Genomic DNA, 20427 nt, shown 5'->3' with positions numbered 1-20427 from the left:
AAGGCTTCTCCCCCCTCCTTTTCTTTTTAAAATGACCAGTATCAAACTGTTATAGAACACGAAAAAGAGCAAATGGTCATAACCATTCGTGCACATACGTTGTTGAAAACAATTAATATAGTAGAAAAACGTCTTTTCGACAAATTACACAGTCTGTGGATAAACAATTCAACACCCTGTGTAATAACTTTCCACAGCTTATCCACAATTTGTGGATAACATAAATAGGTCAGATAAGTAATTAAGAGTTAAAACACAAATATAATATCAAAATAAACGAGATGGCGCAATGGGTGTCACAAACTTATCCACACACTTTACATCCTGTTGAAAAATAATTATCCACATCGGTTATTTGTGTGAAAAAAATGTCGATAATGGGTGTGGATAGTCTAAATGTGCCGGAAAAGTATCCACACTCTAGATTTGAAGGCCTTTTAGGAGGAAAAAAAGAATAAAATGCTGGAAACTGAAAAAGAAGGTTTCTTCGTTTGATAACTTATGTTATGCTTATAAGGTTGATAATAAGAGTTTTATCATTGATATTGACAATCGATGGGTTACACAAATATAATGAGTTAGACTGTCTTAAACAGCTATTCCTCAGGGAGGTGTCATAAATGAAAAGAACGTTTCAACCAAATAACCGTAAGCGTAGTAAAGTTCATGGCTTCCGCAGCCGTATGAGTTCTAAAAACGGACGTCTAGTTTTAAAGCGACGCCGCAGCAAAGGTAGAAAAAAATTATCAGCTTAGGCCACTGAATAATGTCAGTGGTCTTTTTTACATAAAATCGTAAATGAACTGTCAGTTTTTATCGGAGTGGAAGAAAACATGAAGAAGCGAAACAGGCTAAAAAAAAATGAAGAGTTTCAAAAAGTGTTCAAAAAAGGTCAATCAATGGCGAATCGCCAATTCGTTATTTACCAGCTGGATCAACCAAATCAAGATGAACTTCGTTTAGGATTGTCTGTCAGTAAGAAAATTGGTAATGCAGTCATGAGAAATCGAATTAAACGACTGGTCCGCCAAGTGTTTTTAGAGGAAGGTCATAAGTTAAAGCAAGAAAAAGACTACATTGTCATTGCACGAAAACCAGCGAGTGAATTGACCTTTGAAGAAACAAAGAAGTCTCTCCAACATTTATTTAGAAAATCCGCTGTTTATCAACAACAACCGAAAAAGTCTTCGTAATAGAAACTTTCGTTGAATCAATTTTTAAAAGCGCTTCCTTCATCTAGTGAATTAAAATGAAACCACCACTTTGTAATGAAAAAATGTTACCATACTGATTAGGTGAGTCACTTTCGTAATCAATTCCAACTTAAATAAAGTTTGAAGTAATGGGAGGAATCTTGTTGAAAAGGCGATTATTACTAATATTTAGCTTGATTGGCGTGTTGGTTCTATTGGCTGGTTGTACACAAATCAATGAACCAATCACATCAGATAGTAAGGGATTTTGGAATTCGTATATTGTGTACCCTCTATCTCAATTAATCACGTACATGGCGAATTTGACTGGTGAAAACTACGGTGTTGCGATCATTATTGTTACACTGTTAATCCGCTTGCTCATTTTACCATTAATGATTAAGCAGTTAAGAAGTACAAAAGCGATGCAAGCATTGCAGCCTGAATTGAAAAAGCTTCGTGAAAAATATAGCTCTAAAGATCAAAAAACTCAACAGCAGCTTCAACAGGAAACAATGGCCCTTTTCCAAAAAAATGGTGTCAATCCTTTAGCTGGCTGTTTCCCAATTTTAATTCAGATGCCAATTCTAATTGGTTTTTACCATGCGATTATGAGAACAGCAGAAATTAAAAAGCATACATTCTTATGGTTTGACTTAGGTAGTCCAGATCCGTTGTTCTTATTACCAATTATTGCGGGTGTCGCGACTTTCATTCAGCAAAAGCTGATGATGGCAGGAAATCCTTCGGACAACCCTCAAATGGCTATTATGCTATGGGTGATGCCGATTATGATTATTGTATTTGCTATTAGTTTCCCAGCCGCACTTTCATTGTACTGGGTTGTAGGGAATATTTTCATGATCATTCAAACTTTAGTGATTAAAACACCTCAAGTAAAATTAGATACAAAAGAAAACGCTGGCGGGAATAAAAAATGAAGGAAATAACTGCTGTCGGTCGCACAATCGAAGAAGCAGTAGATTCCGGACTTAAACAAATTCAGCTTCTAAAAGAAGAAGTAGATATCAAGATAGTAGACGAAGGAAATAAAGGTTTTTTGGGATTATTTGGTAAAAGACAAGCTGTAGTCAAATTGATAGAAAAGAGAAATGCTCTTAAATTAGCTACACAGTATTTAGATAATATTGTTAAATCCATTGATCCTAAAGCGAAGATTATTTCCAAACAGGAACCGAAAAAGATTGCTTTCCACATTGATGGAGATAAAACGTCATTAATGATTGGAAAAAGAGGACAAACTTTGTACTCTTTAGAAACATTGGTACAGTTAGTGTTTAATCGTTATTCTGATCAGTATCATCATATTACCATTGATATTGGAGATTATAGGAAGAAGCGACAAGAAGCACTTGAACAATATGCTCTCAAGACAGCAAACCGAGTTTTAAAAACGAAGAGAAAGGTTCATTTAGAACCGATGCCTTCGAATGAACGAAAAGTGATTCATGATACAATTGCCGCATTTTCTAAGGAACTTGCAACAGCATCGGAAGATACAGGCAGTAAACGTCATGTTGTGGTGCTGTATAAAAAATAGCAGAAAGGCTAAGATTCAGCAAAGCTGGATTTTAGTCTTTTTTTATTGAAAAATTGTCTTTCTATAGCAGATTCATCCTTTATTTCTAAAAAGTTAGTGTGTGAAATGAATGGAAAATGCCATTTTTACAAGTCAGTAAGAGGAGCAAGGCGTTTAAATTTATTGGTTTTCGGTGTAAGATGTGAAGATAAGTGAAGAACGTCGTTATTCACATGTGGATAAGTTAAGTGTTAAAATAGATAGGATGTAAAGCTGTGGATAATTAGATTTGGAACACTTTCACTTCGCTTTCATTTATGGTATCTTTAAATTTTGGATTAAGCGTTTTTGATATAGAGATGGACAATGTCCATTTAATAGATAAAGAATGTCTATTAATTAGAGAAAGAGGTGAATGAGAAATGGATACAATTGCAGCAATTTCTACGCCGATGGGTGAAGGAGCAATTGCGATTATTCGTTTAAGCGGGCCTGATGCGGTACAAATCGCTGATCGGATGTATAGAGGGCCGAAGGAGAAAAAACTTGTTTCAGTGGATTCTCATACCATTCATTATGGTCATATTGTAGATTCAAGTACTGATCAAGTAATAGAAGAGGTCATGGTGTCAGTACTACGAGCGCCAAAAACATTTACGAGAGAAGACGTTATTGAGATCAACTGCCATGGCGGAATTGTTACGGTCAATAAAGTATTGCAGCTTGCTTTAAGAGAAGGAGCAAGATTAGCGGAGCCAGGTGAGTTCACAAAACGTGCTTTCTTAAATGGAAGAATAGATCTTTCGCAAGCAGAGGCCGTCATGGACTTGATTCGGGCAAAGACAGATCGTGCGATGAACGTAGCAATTACTCAAATGGAGGGACGCCTTTCCGGTTTGATACAGCGGCTGCGCGGCGAGATCCTGGAAACACTGGCGCATGTAGAAGTCAATATTGATTATCCTGAGTATGACGATGTTGAAGAAATGACACATCGCGTTTTAGTGGAAAAAGCGACATCGGTCAAAAAAGAAATTGAGTCGCTGCTCATGACTTCTCAGCAGGGGAAAATTCTTCGAGAGGGCTTATCTACTGTGATTATAGGAAGGCCGAATGTTGGAAAGTCTTCCTTGTTGAATAGTCTTGTACAGGAAACAAAGGCGATTGTGACAGATATTCCTGGAACTACGAGAGATGTCATTGAGGAATATGTGAATGTAAGAGGTGTACCTCTTCGTCTAGTTGATACTGCTGGGATACGTGAGACTGAGGACATTGTTGAGCGTATAGGGGTTGAACGGTCTAGACAGGTCTTAAAAGAAGCTGACTTGATTTTACTCGTGCTCAATTATAGCGAAGAATTATCAGAAGAAGATATAAAGCTTTTTGAGGCTGTCTCAGGTATGGATATCATCGTAATTGTGAATAAGACAGATCTTGAGCCTAAGCTTGATGTAGATAAGGTCAAGCAGTTAGCGAAGGATCGTCCGGTGGTCACCACATCATTATTACAAGAAAAAGGCATTGATGAGCTTGAAATGGCGATTCAATCATTGTTCTTCACTGGCTCAATTGAAAGTGGAGATTTAACGTATGTAAGTAATACAAGGCATATTGCTCTCCTTCAGGCAGCAAAACAATCTATTGAGGATGCTCTTGAAGGAATTGAAATGGATATACCGATCGACATTGTTCAAATAGATTTAACACGCTGCTGGGAACAGCTAGGTGAAATTATTGGGGATGCTGTTCATGAAAGTTTGATTGATCAGTTATTCTCTCAATTCTGTTTAGGAAAGTAAAGGGAGGAACATAAGAAATGGGTTATGAAGCTGGCAATTATGACGTAATCGTCGTGGGTGCCGGTCATGCTGGAGTTGAGGCTGCTCTTGCTTCTGCAAGACAGGGCGCTAAAACACTTGTATTGACTATCAACCTCGATATGGTTGCTTTTATGCCATGTAATCCGTCCGTAGGCGGCCCTGCAAAAGGGATTGTCGTCAGAGAAATTGATGCACTAGGCGGAGAAATGGCACGAAATATAGATAAGACGCATATTCAAATGCGCATGCTGAATACGGGGAAAGGACCTGCTGTCCGTGCGTTAAGAGCGCAAGCAGATAAGTTCCAATATCAGCATGAAATGAAAAAAACAATGGAAAATGAACCAAACTTGACCATGCTGCAAGGTATGGTGGATCATTTAATTGTAGAAGATGATGAATGTAAAGGTGTTGTTACACAAACAGGTGCGAATTATCGTGCGAAGTCTGTTGTGTTAACGACTGGGACTTTCTTAAAAGGCCGCATTATTTTAGGGGATCTATCGTATTCAAGTGGTCCTAATAACCAGCAGCCATCAATCAAATTATCGGATCACCTAGCAGAGTTAGGGTTCGATTTGGTTCGTTTTAAAACAGGAACACCTCCTCGAGTGAATAGTCACTCGATTGACTATAGTAAAACAGAAATTCAACCAGGTGATGATGTCCCGCGGGCGTTCTCCTATGAAACGGTTGAATATATCACAGATCAGCTGCCATGCTGGTTAACATATACGAGTTTAGAAACACATCAAATTATTGATGAGAATCTTCACCGTTCTCCAATGTATTCAGGTATGATTAAAGGAACTGGTCCTAGATACTGTCCATCTATTGAAGATAAAGTGGTTCGTTTCAATGACAAACCGAGACATCAAATTTTCTTAGAGCCAGAAGGTCGTAATACGCAGGAAGTTTATGTTCAAGGGTTGTCTACAAGTCTTCCGGAGGATGTACAGCAGCGTATGCTTTCAACCATCCCAGGACTTGAAAATGTACAAATGATGAGAGCGGGTTACGCCATCGAGTATGATGCAATTGTACCTACTCAGTTGTGGCCTACACTTGAGACGAAGAAAATTTCTGGATTATATACAGCCGGTCAAATTAATGGTACGTCTGGTTATGAGGAAGCAGCAGGTCAAGGAATTATGGCAGGTATTAATGCAGGAAGAAAAGCATTGGGTAAAGAAGAAGTCATTTTAAGCCGATCTGATGCATATATCGGTGTTCTCATTGATGACCTTGTCACAAAAGGAACAAATGAACCTTATCGTCTTTTGACATCCCGTGCAGAGTATCGCCTGCTTCTTCGTCATGACAATGCGGACTTAAGATTAACTGAACTTGGCCATCATATTGGATTAATTTCCGAAGAAAGATTCCAAGCATTCCAGCAGAAAAAAGAAGCCATTGAAGCAGAGAAAAAACGTTTATATTCTGTCATCATCAAACCTACAGCAGAAACACAAGAATTTATTCGTTCATTAGGTGGAAGTGAGCTTAAGGACGGTATACGTGCAAGTGATTTGATGAAACGTCCAGAAATGAACTATGAATCTGTCGTGACATTAGCTCCTGCTGAAACACTGCTTCCTTCTGATGTGAGTGAGCAAGTAGAGATCCAAATTAAATACGAAGGCTATATTGAAAAGTCACTCCAACAAGTAGAAAAGCTGAAAAAAATGGAGAATAAAAAGATTCCTGATCGTATTGATTATGATGCCATTAAAGGAATTGCAACTGAAGCGAAACAAAAACTGAAAGAAGTCCGACCGCTTTCTGTTGCACAGGCTTCTCGTATTTCAGGCGTTAACCCTGCTGATATTTCTATCCTTTTAGTGTATTTAGAGCAGGGACGTATTGCGAAGATAGCAGAATAGAAAGGATGTCGGCATGAACATTGAACAATTTACAGCAGCACTAGAGGAGAAAGGGATGGCCCTTTCTCCTGTGCAGCTTGAACAATTTGAAACTTACTTCCACATGCTTGTAGAATGGAACGAGAAGATGAATTTAACGTCCATTACTGAAAAGGAAGAAGTGTATTTAAAGCATTTTTATGATTCAATTTCAGCAGCATTTTTTATTGATTTTCACAAAGTGACAACGATTTGTGATATTGGAGCTGGTGCTGGTTTCCCAAGCATTCCTCTTAAAATTTGCTTCCCTCATCTACATGTGACCATTGTTGATTCTCTTCAGAAACGAATTACGTTTCTCAATGAGTTAGCAAAAGGGTTAAACTTACAAGATACTACTTTTTATCATGATCGTGCGGAAACGTTTGGACAGCGTAAGGAAAAGCGTGAAAGCTATGATCTTGTCACTGCTAGAGCGGTTGCACGTTTATCCGTCTTGAGCGAACTATGTCTGCCCCTTGTAAAAAAGGAAGGCTTGTTTGTGGCATTAAAAGCATCTGCTGCTGACGAAGAAATGCAAGCAGGGAAAAAAGCCGTTACTGTCCTCGGGGGAGAGGTTATTGAAAAGCATTCCTTTGTTCTTCCTTTAGAAGAAAGCGAACGGAACATCATTGTCATTGAAAAGAAGAAACAAACACCAAAAAAATATCCTAGAAAACCAGGAACACCTAATAAATCACCAATAGAAGGTTGATCATGTAAAAGGTCGGTTTTTCTTCAATATTTAAGATTTTACAGAAGGAAAAAACATGAGAAAATAGAATTATAAAAAGGTAGTTTTTAAAGGTGGTGTAGGTTCATGAAGCATTCACTCTCACGCTTCTTCGGGCTTGGTGACAAAGAACATCCTGAGCGTGAAACCGAAATAGAGGCAGAGATTGCTGAGCATGATACATTAAAGGAAGAGATACAGGAGCTCCCGGTCGACACAATTTTGCCAAACCGTTTTCAGCCACGCACCATTTTTTCAGAAGAAAAGATACAAGAGCTGGCCACGACGATTCATACCCATGGCATTATCCAACCTATTGTTGTCAGACCAACAGAAGAAGAAGGTAAATATGAACTGATCGCCGGCGAAAGACGTTGGAGAGCGGTACAGACTCTTCAATGGGAGAAAATCCCCGCTATTATAAAAGATTTTACTGATACGGAAACGGCATCTGTTGCATTGATTGAAAATTTGCAAAGGGAAGAGCTCTCTGCTATTGAAGAAGCTCATGCTTATGCACGTCTATTAGAGCTTCATGATTTAACACAGGAGGCGCTTGCTCAGCGCTTAGGCAAGGGACAATCAACTGTTGCAAACAAATTAAGACTTTTAAAGTTGCCTGAAGAGGTACAACAGGCCATTTTAGAGAAAAAAATCTCTGAAAGGCATGCCCGTTCACTTGTACCCCTAAAGCTTCCAGAATTACAAATCACGCTATTGCAGGAAATCATCGAAAAGCAGCTCAATGTGAAACAAACTGAAGAGCGTGTAGTGAAGATGCTTGAACAAAAAACAGATCGCAAACCGAAGCCAAAACGTAAGGCGTTTAGCCGTGATACACGAATTGCGATGAATACCATTCGTCAGTCTCTCCATATGGTTGAAGACAGCGGACTTAAAATAAATACCGAGGAAGAAGAATTTGAGGAATTTATCCAATTGACGATTCGAATTCCTAAATAGAAAAAAGCTGATGAGAGCCACTCGTCAGCTTTTTTTGTTGCTTTATTTTCTACATGCTTGATATTTACTTATTATATATAAATTGGTAAAATATGATTTTCATAGTAGGAAGGAGGTGACAACTACTCGATGAAAATGAAAAAGACTACTTTTGCTATTATCTGTTATTTACTATTTTCTTTTTCTCTTTCAACAAATGAAACCATGGTATTTGCTGTGAATTCATCATCAGCTCCTGCCGAAGAAAACCCGGTGACCAAAAAAGAACTGAACGTTCTGAAGAAACAAGGTGCTGTGTCTAAGGAGGTCACTGTACAGCAATTAAATCAAGATCAAGCGTCTCAGGACGATACGATCGAATTGATTTCAGCTGACGATGATTTGAAGGACTATGGCTTACGGCAAAATAAGCAGGATGAGATGGTGACGGATGAAAAGCCGCACACCATCAAGCATCTTTTAGGAAAGCCGTACCCTGGTACTGATATTATGCCTAAAAAAGGGGATATATTGGTGACAAGCACTGGCGCTTTGAATGGTTTAATAGGTCATGCAGGTATCGTCATTAATGAAAAAAAATATGCTTCCATTCCAGGGTTTCGACAGCATCCTGAACTTGATTCCATTCAAAGTTGGTTTCGTTATAGTGCCAATACGAAGGTCATTCGAATCAATCAAGAGGAAACAGCAGATCTAGCAGGGGAATGGGCACATGATTATGTGACAGCACATCCAAAGGCGCGATACTCCATCACTATGTCCATCCAATCACTCGATCCGACGTATTGTTCAAAAATTGTGTGGCAGGCCTATGCCAAAACAGGTGACGCTTTAGGACAAGCGACATTTACCATTAAAACCCCCTATGGTTTCTTAAAAAAGAGAAACTATCATACAGTGACTCCTAAGGTCATTGTGAACGAAGGCCGTAAAATTGGTGGATTAAATTTTTGATATGTAACCCTCACTTTGATGGAAGTGAGGGTTTTTTATGTATAGACAATCCTTGAAAAAGATATATCAATATATTTTTCATTGTGCCTATTTTCGTTCATTCGAGTACGAAAATAGGTATTTGCTGACGAATTTATAATAGAGAAACAAAAAAAGCAAACGTTTCATACTTTTTTTGATAGAATAGGAAGTATGAATGAATGAGAAACTTGTTAAGTTGAAAGTGGGTGACATCGTGGGAAAAATCATAGCGATTACCAACCAGAAGGGCGGCGTTGGGAAGACGACAACTTCTGTTAATTTGGGTGCGTGTTTAGCATACATAGGCAAGCGAGTGTTGTTAGTTGATATTGATCCGCAGGGCAATGCCACGAGTGGTATTGGTATTGAGAAGGCCGACGTAGAGAAATGTGTGTACGATATTTTAGTTGATGATGCAGATGTTCTAGATGTCATTAAAACGACAGAGGTCGAAAATCTTGATGTTATTCCTGCGACGATACAGCTTGCAGGGGCAGAAATAGAGCTTGTGCCTACGATCTCACGTGAAGTGAGGCTGAAGAGAGCACTTGAATCTGTGAAACAAAATTATGATTATATGATTATTGACTGCCCGCCATCACTTGGATTGCTGACGATTAATGCGTTAACTGCATCCGATTCCGTTTTAATACCTGTACAGTGCGAATATTATGCGCTTGAAGGTTTGAGTCAATTGTTAAATACAGTTCGTCTCGTGCAGAAGCATTTAAATACGGATCTTGCCATTGAAGGTGTCTTATTGACAATGCTTGATGCACGTACAAATCTTGGGATTCAGGTCATCGAAGAAGTGAAGAAATACTTTAGAGATAAAGTCTATCAGACCGTGATTCCGCGGAATGTAAGACTGAGTGAAGCGCCTAGTCATGGGAAGCCGATTATCTTGTATGATCCACGTTCAAGAGGTGCAGATGTCTATTTAGACTTAGCAAAGGAAGTGGATGCGAATGGCTAAAGGTCTTGGAAAGGGTATTAATGCACTATTTAACAATGTAGACTCAAATGAAGAATCTGTCGAAGAAATCAAATTAAAGGATCTGCGTCCGAATCCATATCAGCCAAGGAAAACGTTTGATGATGATGCATTGTCTGATCTCAAAGAATCCATTCAGCAGCACGGTGTTTTACAGCCGATCATTGTCCGTAAATCGATTAAAGGCTATGACATTGTAGCAGGCGAGCGCCGTTTCCGTGCAGCACAACAAGCTGGTCTGACAACGATTCCTGCAATCGTTAGAGAATTTTCAGAAACGCTGATGAGAGAGATTGCCCTTTTAGAAAACCTGCAGCGTGAAGATTTATCTCCATTGGAAGAAGCGGAAGCCTATGCCTCTTTGCTAGATCACCTCAGTGTGACGCAAGAGGAATTAGCGAAGCGATTAGGCAAAAGCAGACCGCATATTGCGAACCACCTCCGTCTTTTGACTTTACCAGATGAAGTACAAAAGCTGATTGCTGATGGAGCGCTATCGATGGGACATGGAAGAACATTGCTTAGCTTGAAAAACAAAAAGAAGCTGGCGCCATTGGTTAAGAAAATCGTGGATGAGGGGTTAAACGTACGTCAGGTTGAGAAACTTGTTCAGCAGTTAAACGAAAATGTTCCACGTGAAACAAAGAAACAAGAAGCACCAAAGGATCGAATCTTGAAAGAAAGAGAGTCTTTCTTACAAAACTACTTTGGTACTTCAGTGACGATCAAGAAACAGAAGAAAAAAGGGAAAATAGAGATTGAATTTCTCTCTAACGAAGATTTAGAAAGAATTCTCGAATTGCTTTCTACGAGAGAATCAGCAGAGTGACCATCTTGATACGAGATGGTCTTTTTTATATTCTCCCAGTGATATTTTGAATAGGGGAGAAAAGAGACCGGTTTTTTTCTCTTGTCCAATCCATTTGATCAATGTGAGATAGACTTTCAGAAAGTGTATTGGCCATAGACATGACAAGATGGAGACGGGTGTTTTGGAGAACGAAGTATTCCATAAAGCCGCTCACATTGACGATCCCATTAATATGAATATCTCCTACCTCTGGCAGCTCCTTTTGTACGCCTGCTCCTGGCTTTAACGGCCCATCTCCAATTTGGAAGGAACCTACACTTTTCACTCTGCCTAAACAGGCATCAATCGCCACAATAAACGGATGTTTATGAGCTTGTTCAATTTCAGCGAGCTTTTCTTTTAGATTGACAGCATGAACTGGGTCAGAGAGTGTTCCATATACATGAAGCTTTTTCAAATCCAGACCGGAAAGCTTTGCACCAACAAGTGGACCTAGAGAGTCGCCAGTTGAGCGGTCGGTGCCAATACAAACAATGGCAACGGGTCTTTTTCCTGCTTTCTGAAGATGCGAGAATAAAATACTTTTAAGTTGTTGAATGGCATTTGTATCCGTATGGGACACGTATTCTTTCACCCTATTTCTAAAAAAAAGACCGTTCTTGCTATTCATAGGTCTCACTTCCTTGTCATAGTAGTTAGTAACAGTATACGGAAACAAGCTTAATTCTATACCTATGAGGTGATGTTTGTGTGGAAGGCTGGTTCAAGGTGGACGCTTTTAATTTTAGGAAGCTTAATAGGGGCGGGGTATGCTTCCGGCCAAGAAATTTGGCAGTTTTTTGGCATTGATAGCGGACTAGCCATTCTACTGTTTACATTGATGTTTATGCTGTCTACCTATGTGGTGTTGAAAATCAGTTATGAGGTGCGTGCCGATCACTTTGTGCCAGTGCTAGAGCGGCTTGTCGGTCCATGGCTGGCTAAAGTGTATGACGTTTTAATTGTCCTTTATTTATTCACGACAACGACGGTCATGATTGCCGGTGGCGGGGTGACGCTCGAGATGTATCATGTGCCATTTTGGGTGGGTATCGGTGCATTTTGTCTGTTTTCATTTATGATTTTTTTCTGGGATGTGAAAGGGCTCTTATCTGTGAATGCTTTCATTATACCAATTTTGGTGGCGGGTCTCATCTATGCGTTTGTTTTTTATTATATGAACCATGATCATATGTGGCGGATTGATTTTGGGCAGCAGTACAATTGGCCTGCCAGCATTGTCTTTGCTTCTTTGAATATATTATCTGTTGTGGCCGTGCTGTCTTCGGTTGGGAAAGAAATGAAGGGACTTGGAGAGGCCAAAGTGGCGAGTATATTAAGCGGTCTCATTTTTGGAGTGATCTCGTACGTATATAACGAAATACTAGTTGATATATCTGGGAGCCTATCAGCAGAGGGCATTCCTTTGTTTACAGTATTAGAAGGGGCGCCAACGTCATTGTTTGTGTTTATGACTGTTGTCCTTTGTCTAGCCATTTATACGACGACAGCCGCTGGTTTATTTGGTCTATCCAGCCGAATGCTCTCTCTTGTACGATTGCCTCGCTGGCTGGTTGTGCTGGTGATGCTTCTTTTGATGGCGCCTTTGACATCACTTGGATTTGCAGATTTGATTGCTTTCTTGTATCCGATATATAGTTTATTGAATCTTTATTTGCTTGTCTGTTTAATGCTATATCCGATTTTAAGTAAAAAGATATTTTCCCGCTCTAAAAATTATATTGATAAAATAAAATAAGCACATCTCTTTGTTAGAGCTGTGCTTATTTTATCCGAATTGAATCAATGGCTTCCTTAATATCATCATAGACGGGCATTTGCTTGAGACGCTGAAGGCGTTCTTCTAATTCTGAAATGGCTTGTCCCTTTAAATGCTGGGAAATGTGTTGTTTGACAATGGTTGTCTGGTTGATCATGTCTTCTGTTTTTGCCAATTGATACTCCAAGTGCACGCGAGTGTTTGATAATTCATCATGCAGCCGCATTTTGAGCAGCCGTTTTAGATCCTTTCGCTGTCCTTCTCTGCGCATGGCTTGTATCGCAGCCATTTCTTCAGGGGACTGCGTTTGTGTGTGCGGTGCCGATTGATTTTCGAAGACAGACATGGAGCGGCGAGCACTTACATTTTGCAAGAAACGCTGGGCGTCACTAGGAGGCTTATTTTGATTGATCATGCCGTGACTCCTTTCTTAATGAATACCCATTTGTACTGCAAGGCGTCTATCTGCCTTGGCGTAGTCATCACCCATTGTGTACATATGTCTTGAAAGGGTAGAAAGTTCCTGTTCGTAATCTCTTAGGGTGTACAGGGCATTAAGCTGTTTGTCGTGTGAATAAAAGGAGGAATGATGTTGTTCCATCCTCACTTCCTCTACCAAAGCTTCCACATCACTAGGACTTAATAAATCATAGTGGCCAAAGCCGACGAGTCCTTTTAGCTCTTGTTTTACATGCTGGACGGCGTCTTTTACACTTTCATCGATCCCATCGATTCTCTCAAATACAGTGTGAACTTCATGTTCAATAATGCTCTGAAGATCGTAGGATGAGTTTTTCAGTAAATGGGATTTTATGATAATTTCAAGACCGCTTTGTGCATATGCACGTCCAGAATGAATTTCTTGCAACAGCATAGCTGTAAAACTTGTATTATGATCAAGCTGTTCATCTAACATACGGGCAGATCCATCTTTATGGAATGAATACCCATTTACTTTATAGCTCCCAGAAATAAGAGCTAAAAAAGCGTTTGTATCAAAGGATTCGTTCCATTCTATATTCATAGACGAAAAAGCTGATTTTAAAAAGGTGTCAATTTCTCTTTTTTTATATCTAACGGATTCTTGGGCGGCGTCTTGCTGCCTTGGTGGTACGGTGTACTTCACTTGACCAACCCCATGATCTTGACGATTGAGTAAACCGACATAATGACTAGGTTGAATATATTCAGTCAATACTCGTGTATATTGACCTTGCTGTGCCTTCTGCTGAATTGAAGGCGACAGACTGCTCCATATATTTGGGCTATCAAAGGTGACGGCTTTTTTGACAGCTGGCTGTTCTGTTGCAACATAAGCACAAACAGCACCGGCAAGTGCTTGTCCAGTGAGATAGATACCTGCATTTGGATGCTGCTGACAGACTTGCTCTATGTATTCCTTCCCTTTAAAAAAGGCATGATCTTGATTGCCCTCAAGGGACTTCTTTTCAATCGGATAGGCATAATCCGTTTTGAGCAATGACTGTGCCGCTGTGTGTATATCTTGTGGCGAGGTCACTGTCGTTTGATTTGGCAGTGGACAGTGAAAAGCGACGATGAACTCATCTGATTGTTCCGGCTGCATCGTTAAACCATATAATTGATGATCGACTTTGAGAAAATCGCGGACAGTGAGCGTTTGCTGACCTATTTCTATCGTATGGTGCTGCTGGTAATTGTCTATGTTTCCAGCATGATCGGATATGATTTTATATTCTTTATCAGTTAATCTATCCTTTCGATTGACCATCGTACCTGCTCCCTCACATAACATTTATGCAGATATCATAAATCAAAAAATATGGAAAAACCACAGTGATCTACCAATAAAAACCTTTTGACCTACGGTGTTTGTGACAATATTGAAAAAAAGCGGAGTTTAAGTAACTATTGGTCACAAATAAAATGATCTAAAAGAAGGGTTTTTTCTATAAAAAAGAATAGGATGAACGATTGAAAGAGGCTCTTTGTTTTGTGCATTGCTCTTCATCGCCGTTTTTTTGTACAATAGATTCAATGAAGTGAGCAAGAGAGGTGAAGGCTGATGGCAGACAAAGCGTTTGGGTTACACGATGTCGTAGAGATGAAAAAGCCCCATCCATGTGGTGTCAATCGGTGGAAGGTCATTCGTTTGGGCATGGATATTCGCATTAAATGTGAAGGCTGTGGACACAGCGTGATGATTCCAAGAAGAGACTTTGAACGAAAAATGAAGAAAATTCTCGTCAAGCATGAGGAGCCAACTGCTTAAGTAGGCCTCATGCTTTTTTTGATGAAATTCGTCTTTTGTATAGAAGAAGCAGATGCAAATTCATGTTTTAAAGCACTGATTTCTTCTTTTTGGCAATGTTTCTTCTATTAATAATGCATAACGGTGAGCTTGTCTTTTCATGTAAACCTACTTATAATTGCTCTAGGTTCATATTACGCAGTATAACGAGCACGTTTTATATAGAGGAGATGAAAGAATGGCTTTAACAGCTGGTATTGTTGGCTTACCTAACGTCGGGAAGTCAACGCTATTTAATGCAATTACACAGGCTGGAGCGGAGTCTGCTAACTATCCGTTTTGTACCATTGATCCAAACGTGGGAATTGTAGAAGTTCCAGACGAAAGATTACAAAAGCTAACAGAATTGGTGCAGCCTAAAAAGACAGTTCCGACTGCTTTTGAATTCACTGATATTGCTGGTATTGTCAAAGGAGCTTCTAAAGGTGAAGGTTTAGGGAATAAATTCCTTTCTCACATTCGCCAAGTAGATGCGATCTGTCATGTGGTGAGAGCTTTTGCAGATGATAATATCACACACGTATCAGGTAAGGTTGACCCTGTGTCGGATATCGAAACCATTAATTTAGAATTGATTTTGGCTGATGTAGAAACAGTTGAAAAGCGTTTGGCTCGTGTGAGTAAGCTTGCGAAACAAAAGGACAAGGAAGCGGTAGCTGAATTTGATATTTTGTCGAAGCTAATGCACGCATTTGAAGCTGGGCAATCGGCAAGATCTGTAGAATTTACGGATGAGCAGCAAAAGCTTGTGAAACAGCTTCATTTACTGACATCTAAACCAGTTCTTTATGTAGCGAATGTGAGTGAGGATGAAGTAGCGGATCACGATGGCAACGAATATGTGCAGCAAATCCGTGAGTTTGCTTCTGGTGAAAATGCTGAAGTCATCGTCGTTTGCGCAAAGATTGAGTCTGAAATTGCAGAGCTTGAAGGAGAAGAGAAGCAAATGTTCCTTGAAGAGCTTGGCATTAAAGAATCAGGTTTAGATCAGCTGATCAAAGCGTCTTATTCACTTCTTGGGTTAGCTACTTATTTCACAGCAGGTGAGCAGGAAGTACGTGCTTGGACATTTAAAAAAGGAATGAAGGCACCAGAATGTGCTGGAATCATTCATACGGACTTCGAGCGTGGATTTATTCGTGCTGAAACAGTTGCTTATGAGGATTTACTAGCTGGCGGAAGTATGTCTGCTGCAAAAGAGGCAGGAAAAGTCCGTCTAGAAGGTAAAGAATATGTAGTGAAAGATGGAGACGTCATTCATTTCCGTTTTAACGTATAGGTTCTTGTCATAGGCCAAGTAATTTGTTATAATATACAATTGTGAGTAATATAATTTATTGCTCCTTGCCCGTTTAGGGCCGCTTAGACCAAAAGGAGGTGCAATCAGATGAGAAAGTACGAAGTTATGTACATCATCCGCCCAACAGTTGACGATGAGGCTAAAAAAGCAGTTATCGAGCGTTTCAATAACGTGTTAACTTCTAACGGTGCGGAGATCACTGGAACAAAGGATTGGGGTAAACGTCGTCTTGCATACGAAATCAACGATTTCCGTGAAGGCTTCTACCAAATCGTAAACGTTCAATCTGACGCTGCAGCAGTTCAAGAATTTGACCGCTTAGCTAAGATCAGTGACGATATCATTCGCCACATTGTTGTTAAAGAAGAAGTATAAATCATTGAAATATATATTTAAAGGTGGTCTTTCAATATGCTAAACCGTGTTGTATTGGTCGGAAGACTAACAAAAGACCCTGAGCTTCGCTACACGCCTAATGGTGCGGCTGTAGCCACGTTTACTCTAGCTGTGAATCGTACGTTTACGAATCAATCTGGAGAGCGTGAAGCCGATTTCATTAACTGTGTTACTTGGAGAAGACAAGCCGAGAACGTGGCTAATTTCTTGAAAAAAGGAAGTCTTGCCGGTGTAGACGGTCGTTTGCAGACAAGAAACTATGAAAATCAGCAAGGACAGCGTGTCTTCGTGACAGAGGTTCAAGCTGAAAGTGTTCAATTTCTTGAGCCTAAGAGCGGCGGTGCTGGTTCAGGTGGATACAGCGGCGGTGGTAATAGCGGAGGCCAGTATTATGGCGGTAGCCAAAACGATCAGAATCCATTCGGAAATGAACCAAGTCAAAATCCATATGGCAATCAAAGCAACCAACAAAATCGTAATCAGGGAAATAGCTTTAATGATGACCCATTTGCGAATGATGGTAAACCGATTGACATCTCCGATGATGATTTGCCATTCTAATTGATCTGAAAAAATGACTAAAGGAAAGGTGTGAAAACAAATGGCAGGTGGACGCAGAGGCGGTCGTGCGAAACGTCGTAAGGTATGTTTCTTTACTTCTAACGGTATCACGCACATCGATTACAAAGATGTTGATCTTCTTAGAAAGTTTGTTTCTGAGCGTGGTAAAATTTTACCTCGTCGTGTAACAGGAACTAGCGCTAAGTATCAACGTAAATTGACATTAGCGATTAAAAAATCACGTCAAATGGCATTACTTCCATACGTTACTGGTGAGTAAGTCGTTGACTTAAAAGCGGAGAGCCTCGAGCTCTTCGCTTTTTTTATTTGTTTGACGAAGAATCTCATTTAAATTGGTTTGAGCTGTTTTTGGTGGGCATCCTAGGGGAAGTATGTAAAAGAGACAGTTTGTTCTATACAAATACGGGGTCGATCTGTCATATTGGTAGTCTAGAAAATAATTGCAGTCAGGGCGTGGGAAGATGATTGAATTTAAGAAGGTATCGATGCAATTTTCTGATGACCTCTATGCCGTTCAATCGGTTGATTTGGAGATTCAGAAAGGTGAGTTTTTTGTATTCATTGGACCTAGTGGAAGCGGGAAAACGACGACATTGAAAATGATCAATCGTCTCATTTCTTCTACAGAAGGTGAAATTTACATAAAGGGCCAAAATGTAAGTGACTATGATATGTATGAGCTACGCTGGGATATTGGGTATGTCCTGCAGCAAATCGCTCTTTTTCCTCATATGACCATTGAAGAAAATATCGCTGTGGTGCCAGAGCTTAAACAGTGGAGCCGGAGCGAGATCAATAAACGTGTCGATGAATTGATGCAGATGGTTGGGCTTGATCCAGCTATGTATCGACATCGAAAGCCGTCAGAGCTGTCTGGCGGACAGCAGCAGCGTGTCGGTGTGGCACGTGCTCTTGCGGCTGATCCAGAGATTGTCCTCATGGATGAACCTTTTAGTGCGTTAGATCCACTGACGAGGGAGAAATTGCAGGATGATCTGCTTGATTTGCAGCGCCGTATTCAAAAGACCATTGTCTTCGTGACACATGATATGCAAGAAGCCATGAGACTTGGTGACCGAATTTGTATCATGAAGGAAGGTAAAGTGGTGCAAATTGGTCGTCCAGAGGAATTGGTTCAATACCCAGTCAATGACTTTGTGCGAGAGTTTGTCTCAGGGGCTGCTCGCCATGTGGGACATCAAGCGTTTGAGTTAGAGACCATAGCTAGACCAATGACTCAGGAGGCTCTTTTAGGCTATGAAGTTATTTCAGCACATGCACCGCTGGATGATGTCTTATCTAAATTGGCAAAGCATGAGGAATTGGCTGTGGAAAAGGATGGGGAGCGAATGGGTCTAGTGAATCGTCAAGCGGTGATTCAGTTTTTAGCTGATTTTCCTAGAGAGCGGGGCGAGTCACATGAATGATTGGACCAGTGTGTTATGGGACCGAAAAGAACAATTGGGTCACGCCTTACTAGAGCATATTCAAATTTCTTTTATTGCTTTATTTTTAGCGATTTTGATTGCCATTCCATTAGGTATCTATTTAACGAGGGTACCGAAGCTAGCGGAGTGGGTGATTGGGGTGACGGCTGTCTTGCAAACAATTCCGTCGCTCGCGCTGCTTGGCTTGCTGATTCCTCTCGTTGGGATTGGGCAAGTTCCTGCCATTATCGCGCTTGTCGTCTATGCCCTACTCCCTATTTTAAGAAATACATATACAGGCATTCAGGAGGTCGACCCTTCCCTAAGAGAAGCGGCTCTCGCCATGGGAATGAATCACCGCAAACGGTTATTAAAGGTGGAGCTGCCTCTGGCCATGCCAGTCATCATGGCTGGTATCCGAACTGGGATGGTTCTCATTGTGGGGACTGCCACTCTTGCCGCACTGATCGGAGCTGGAGGATTAGGAAGTCTGATTCTACTTGGAATTGATCGAAATGATATGTCGCTCATTGTCATCGGCGCCATACCAGCTGCCCTGCTCGCTCTCTTATTTGATGTCGTGCTGCGTACTTTTGAAAAAATATCCTTTAAAAAGACGTTGATCTCTGTGACGGCTTTTGCTGTGATTGCAGGAGCAGTTGTCGCGGGCCCATTACTGTTTCAACAAGAAAAGAAAGAAATCACCATTGGTGGAAAGTTAGGGGCGGAGCCTGAAATTTTGATCTCAATGTATAAGCTTTTAATTGAGCAGGATACGGATATTCAAGTCAATCTTAAGCCTGGTCTTGGCAAGACGTCCTTTGTTTTTCAAGCTTTACGCTCCGGTGATATTGATATTTATCCTGAGTTTACAGGTACTGCAATTTCTGAGTTCCTTAAAGAAACAGCGAAAAGCACAGATAAAGAAAAAGTGTATGAGCAAGCGCGGCGCGGTTTGGAATCATCCTTTCAGCTCCGTCTTCTTGAGCCGATGGCTTACAACAATACGTATGCTTTAGCTGTGCCTCAGTCGCTGGCCGATCAATATGATGTATCCAATATTTCAGATTTAGGCAAGATCAAGAATCGTATAAAAGCTGGTTTTACGTTAGAATTTTCTGATCGTCAGGATGGGTATCGAGGTATTCAAAAGGTCTATCAATTCTCCTTTGACGATGTGGTCACGATGGAACCGAAGCTTCGGTATCGAGCCATTCAAAAAGGGGATATCAATTTGGTCGATGCATATTCGACAGACAGTGAATTGAGACAATATAAATTAAAGGTGCTCGATGATGATCAGCATGTTTTCCCGCCATATCAAGGAGCACCACTGCTAAGGCAGGATACATTAACTGAGTACCCTGAGATTGAGACCTCTCTCAATAAGCTTGGTGGCCAAATCACAGACGATGAGATGAGAGAGATGAATTATGAAGTGAATGTGAAAGGTAAGGAAGCATTTCAGGTAGCGAAAGCCTATTTAAAAAAGAAAAAATTATTGAAATAATTAAGGAAGAGCAGGTCTGTCATGTATCAAGCAGATCTGCTTTTTTAAAAGAAAAAACAAAAATTGTTGACATTTATTAAAAAACATCATATCCTTAATTCGAGATAAATATATTTTTTTGATTTAATATCTCGAATTCGAGATAATATAAAGGCGTCAGTAAAGACATA

The 20427-nt window shown here is 40.2% G+C and carries 22 protein-coding genes; 19 read left to right on the top strand and 3 right to left on the bottom strand.

The features are described from left to right. Positions 1–620: 620 nt before the first annotated feature. The 11 genes from rpmH (at position 621) to C5695_RS20270 (ending at position 10951) form a co-directional block, all read left to right on the top strand. Positions 621–755 carry a 50S ribosomal protein L34 gene (gene rpmH, locus C5695_RS20320; RefSeq protein WP_008360908.1) on the top strand — a complete coding sequence of 45 codons (135 nt, stop codon included), beginning with the start codon at positions 621–623 and terminating at the stop codon, positions 753–755. Positions 756–833: 78 nt separating this feature from the next. Then, on the top strand, positions 834–1193 hold the full coding sequence (gene rnpA, locus C5695_RS20315) for a ribonuclease P protein component (protein ID WP_117732947.1): 360 nt from the start codon (positions 834–836) through the stop codon (positions 1191–1193). Between the two features lie 158 nt (positions 1194–1351). Beyond that, on the top strand, positions 1352–2134 hold the full coding sequence (spoIIIJ, locus tag C5695_RS20310; protein WP_117733227.1) for a YidC family membrane integrase SpoIIIJ: 783 nt from the start codon (positions 1352–1354) through the stop codon (positions 2132–2134). Further along, positions 2131–2754 carry an RNA-binding cell elongation regulator Jag/EloR gene (jag, locus tag C5695_RS20305; RefSeq protein ID WP_117732945.1) on the top strand — a complete coding sequence of 208 codons (624 nt, stop codon included), beginning with the start codon at positions 2131–2133 and terminating at the stop codon, positions 2752–2754. Before spoIIIJ ends, jag begins: the two co-directional genes overlap by 4 nt. A 401-nt stretch (positions 2755–3155) precedes the next feature. Further along, positions 3156–4535 carry a tRNA uridine-5-carboxymethylaminomethyl(34) synthesis GTPase MnmE gene (gene mnmE / locus C5695_RS20300; RefSeq protein WP_117732943.1) on the top strand — a complete coding sequence of 460 codons (1380 nt, stop codon included), beginning with the start codon at positions 3156–3158 and terminating at the stop codon, positions 4533–4535. Between the two features lie 17 nt (positions 4536–4552). After that, positions 4553–6439, top strand: coding sequence for a tRNA uridine-5-carboxymethylaminomethyl(34) synthesis enzyme MnmG (mnmG, locus tag C5695_RS20295; protein ID WP_117732941.1), 1887 nt, complete (start codon positions 4553–4555; stop codon positions 6437–6439). Between the two features lie 13 nt (positions 6440–6452). Next, entirely contained in the window at positions 6453–7172 is a 720-nt protein-coding gene (gene rsmG / locus C5695_RS20290) for a 16S rRNA (guanine(527)-N(7))-methyltransferase RsmG (protein ID WP_117732939.1), read from the top strand. A gap of 105 nt (positions 7173–7277) precedes the next feature. Beyond that, positions 7278–8153 carry a nucleoid occlusion protein gene (noc, locus tag C5695_RS20285; RefSeq protein ID WP_117732938.1) on the top strand — a complete coding sequence of 292 codons (876 nt, stop codon included), beginning with the start codon at positions 7278–7280 and terminating at the stop codon, positions 8151–8153. A gap of 129 nt (positions 8154–8282) precedes the next feature. Further along, positions 8283–9107 carry a C40 family peptidase gene (locus C5695_RS20280; RefSeq protein WP_117732935.1) on the top strand — a complete coding sequence of 275 codons (825 nt, stop codon included), beginning with the start codon at positions 8283–8285 and terminating at the stop codon, positions 9105–9107. A 235-nt stretch (positions 9108–9342) separates the two neighbouring features. Further along, positions 9343–10104: a sporulation initiation inhibitor protein Soj gene (soj, locus tag C5695_RS20275; protein WP_008360890.1), complete on the top strand. Its 762-nt coding sequence runs from the start codon at positions 9343–9345 to the stop codon at positions 10102–10104. Beyond that, positions 10097–10951 carry a ParB/RepB/Spo0J family partition protein gene (locus C5695_RS20270; protein ID WP_117732933.1) on the top strand — a complete coding sequence of 285 codons (855 nt, stop codon included), beginning with the start codon at positions 10097–10099 and terminating at the stop codon, positions 10949–10951. Before soj ends, C5695_RS20270 begins: the two co-directional genes overlap by 8 nt. 25 nt (positions 10952–10976) lie before the next feature. On the opposite strand, the gene yyaC is transcribed toward C5695_RS20270, so the two are convergent. Further along, complete coding sequence (yyaC, locus tag C5695_RS20265) at positions 10977–11603, bottom strand: spore protease YyaC (RefSeq protein WP_117732931.1); 627 nt, start codon at positions 11601–11603, stop codon at positions 10977–10979. Between the two features lie 72 nt (positions 11604–11675). On the opposite strand from yyaC, the gene C5695_RS20260 reads away from it, so the two are divergent. Beyond that, complete coding sequence (locus tag C5695_RS20260) at positions 11676–12731, top strand: YkvI family membrane protein (RefSeq protein ID WP_117732929.1); 1056 nt, start codon at positions 11676–11678, stop codon at positions 12729–12731. Positions 12732–12756: 25 nt separating this feature from the next. Here the strand turns inward: C5695_RS20260 and C5695_RS20255 are convergent, their stop codons facing one another. Both C5695_RS20255 and C5695_RS20250 read right to left on the bottom strand, forming a co-directional pair. Beyond that, positions 12757–13167 carry a hypothetical protein gene (locus tag C5695_RS20255; RefSeq protein ID WP_117732927.1) on the bottom strand — a complete coding sequence of 137 codons (411 nt, stop codon included), beginning with the start codon at positions 13165–13167 and terminating at the stop codon, positions 12757–12759. Between the two features lie 15 nt (positions 13168–13182). After that, a complete protein-coding gene (locus C5695_RS20250; RefSeq protein ID WP_117732925.1) occupies positions 13183–14502 on the bottom strand; it encodes a hydrolase in 1320 nt (439 codons plus the stop codon). A 294-nt stretch (positions 14503–14796) separates the two neighbouring features. On the opposite strand from C5695_RS20250, the gene C5695_RS20245 reads away from it, so the two are divergent. From C5695_RS20245 to C5695_RS20215, 7 genes are all read left to right on the top strand, one after another. Continuing rightward, positions 14797–15003, top strand: a complete 207-nt coding sequence (locus C5695_RS20245; protein WP_012011910.1) for a DUF951 domain-containing protein — start codon at positions 14797–14799, stop codon at positions 15001–15003. 217 nt (positions 15004–15220) lie between these two features. Then, the gene (gene ychF / locus C5695_RS20240) at positions 15221–16321 is read left to right on the top strand and encodes a redox-regulated ATPase YchF (protein ID WP_117732923.1); all 1101 of its coding nucleotides are present in this window, start codon (positions 15221–15223) and stop codon (positions 16319–16321) included. Positions 16322–16429: 108 nt separating this feature from the next. Further along, positions 16430–16717: a 30S ribosomal protein S6 gene (rpsF, locus tag C5695_RS20235; RefSeq protein ID WP_003215073.1), complete on the top strand. Its 288-nt coding sequence runs from the start codon at positions 16430–16432 to the stop codon at positions 16715–16717. Positions 16718–16753: 36 nt separating this feature from the next. Then, positions 16754–17299: a single-stranded DNA-binding protein SsbA gene (ssbA, locus tag C5695_RS20230; protein ID WP_003215157.1), complete on the top strand. Its 546-nt coding sequence runs from the start codon at positions 16754–16756 to the stop codon at positions 17297–17299. Positions 17300–17339: 40 nt separating this feature from the next. Then, positions 17340–17579 carry a 30S ribosomal protein S18 gene (gene rpsR / locus C5695_RS20225; RefSeq protein ID WP_008347556.1) on the top strand — a complete coding sequence of 80 codons (240 nt, stop codon included), beginning with the start codon at positions 17340–17342 and terminating at the stop codon, positions 17577–17579. 202 nt (positions 17580–17781) lie between these two features. Next, positions 17782–18747: an ABC transporter ATP-binding protein gene (locus C5695_RS20220; protein WP_117732921.1), complete on the top strand. Its 966-nt coding sequence runs from the start codon at positions 17782–17784 to the stop codon at positions 18745–18747. Then, positions 18740–20257, top strand: a complete 1518-nt coding sequence (locus tag C5695_RS20215) for an ABC transporter permease/substrate-binding protein (protein WP_117732919.1) — start codon at positions 18740–18742, stop codon at positions 20255–20257. The genes C5695_RS20220 and C5695_RS20215 overlap by 8 nt, the downstream gene beginning before the upstream one ends. Positions 20258–20427 lie beyond the last annotated feature (170 nt).

The sequence above is a fragment of the Bacillus pumilus genome (genome assembly GCF_003431975.1).
In the GTDB taxonomy this organism is placed as follows: domain Bacteria; phylum Bacillota; class Bacilli; order Bacillales; family Bacillaceae; genus Bacillus; species Bacillus pumilus_N.
Note: the sequence above shows the minus strand (reverse complement) of the source record. Positions and strands in the feature narration are given on the sequence as shown.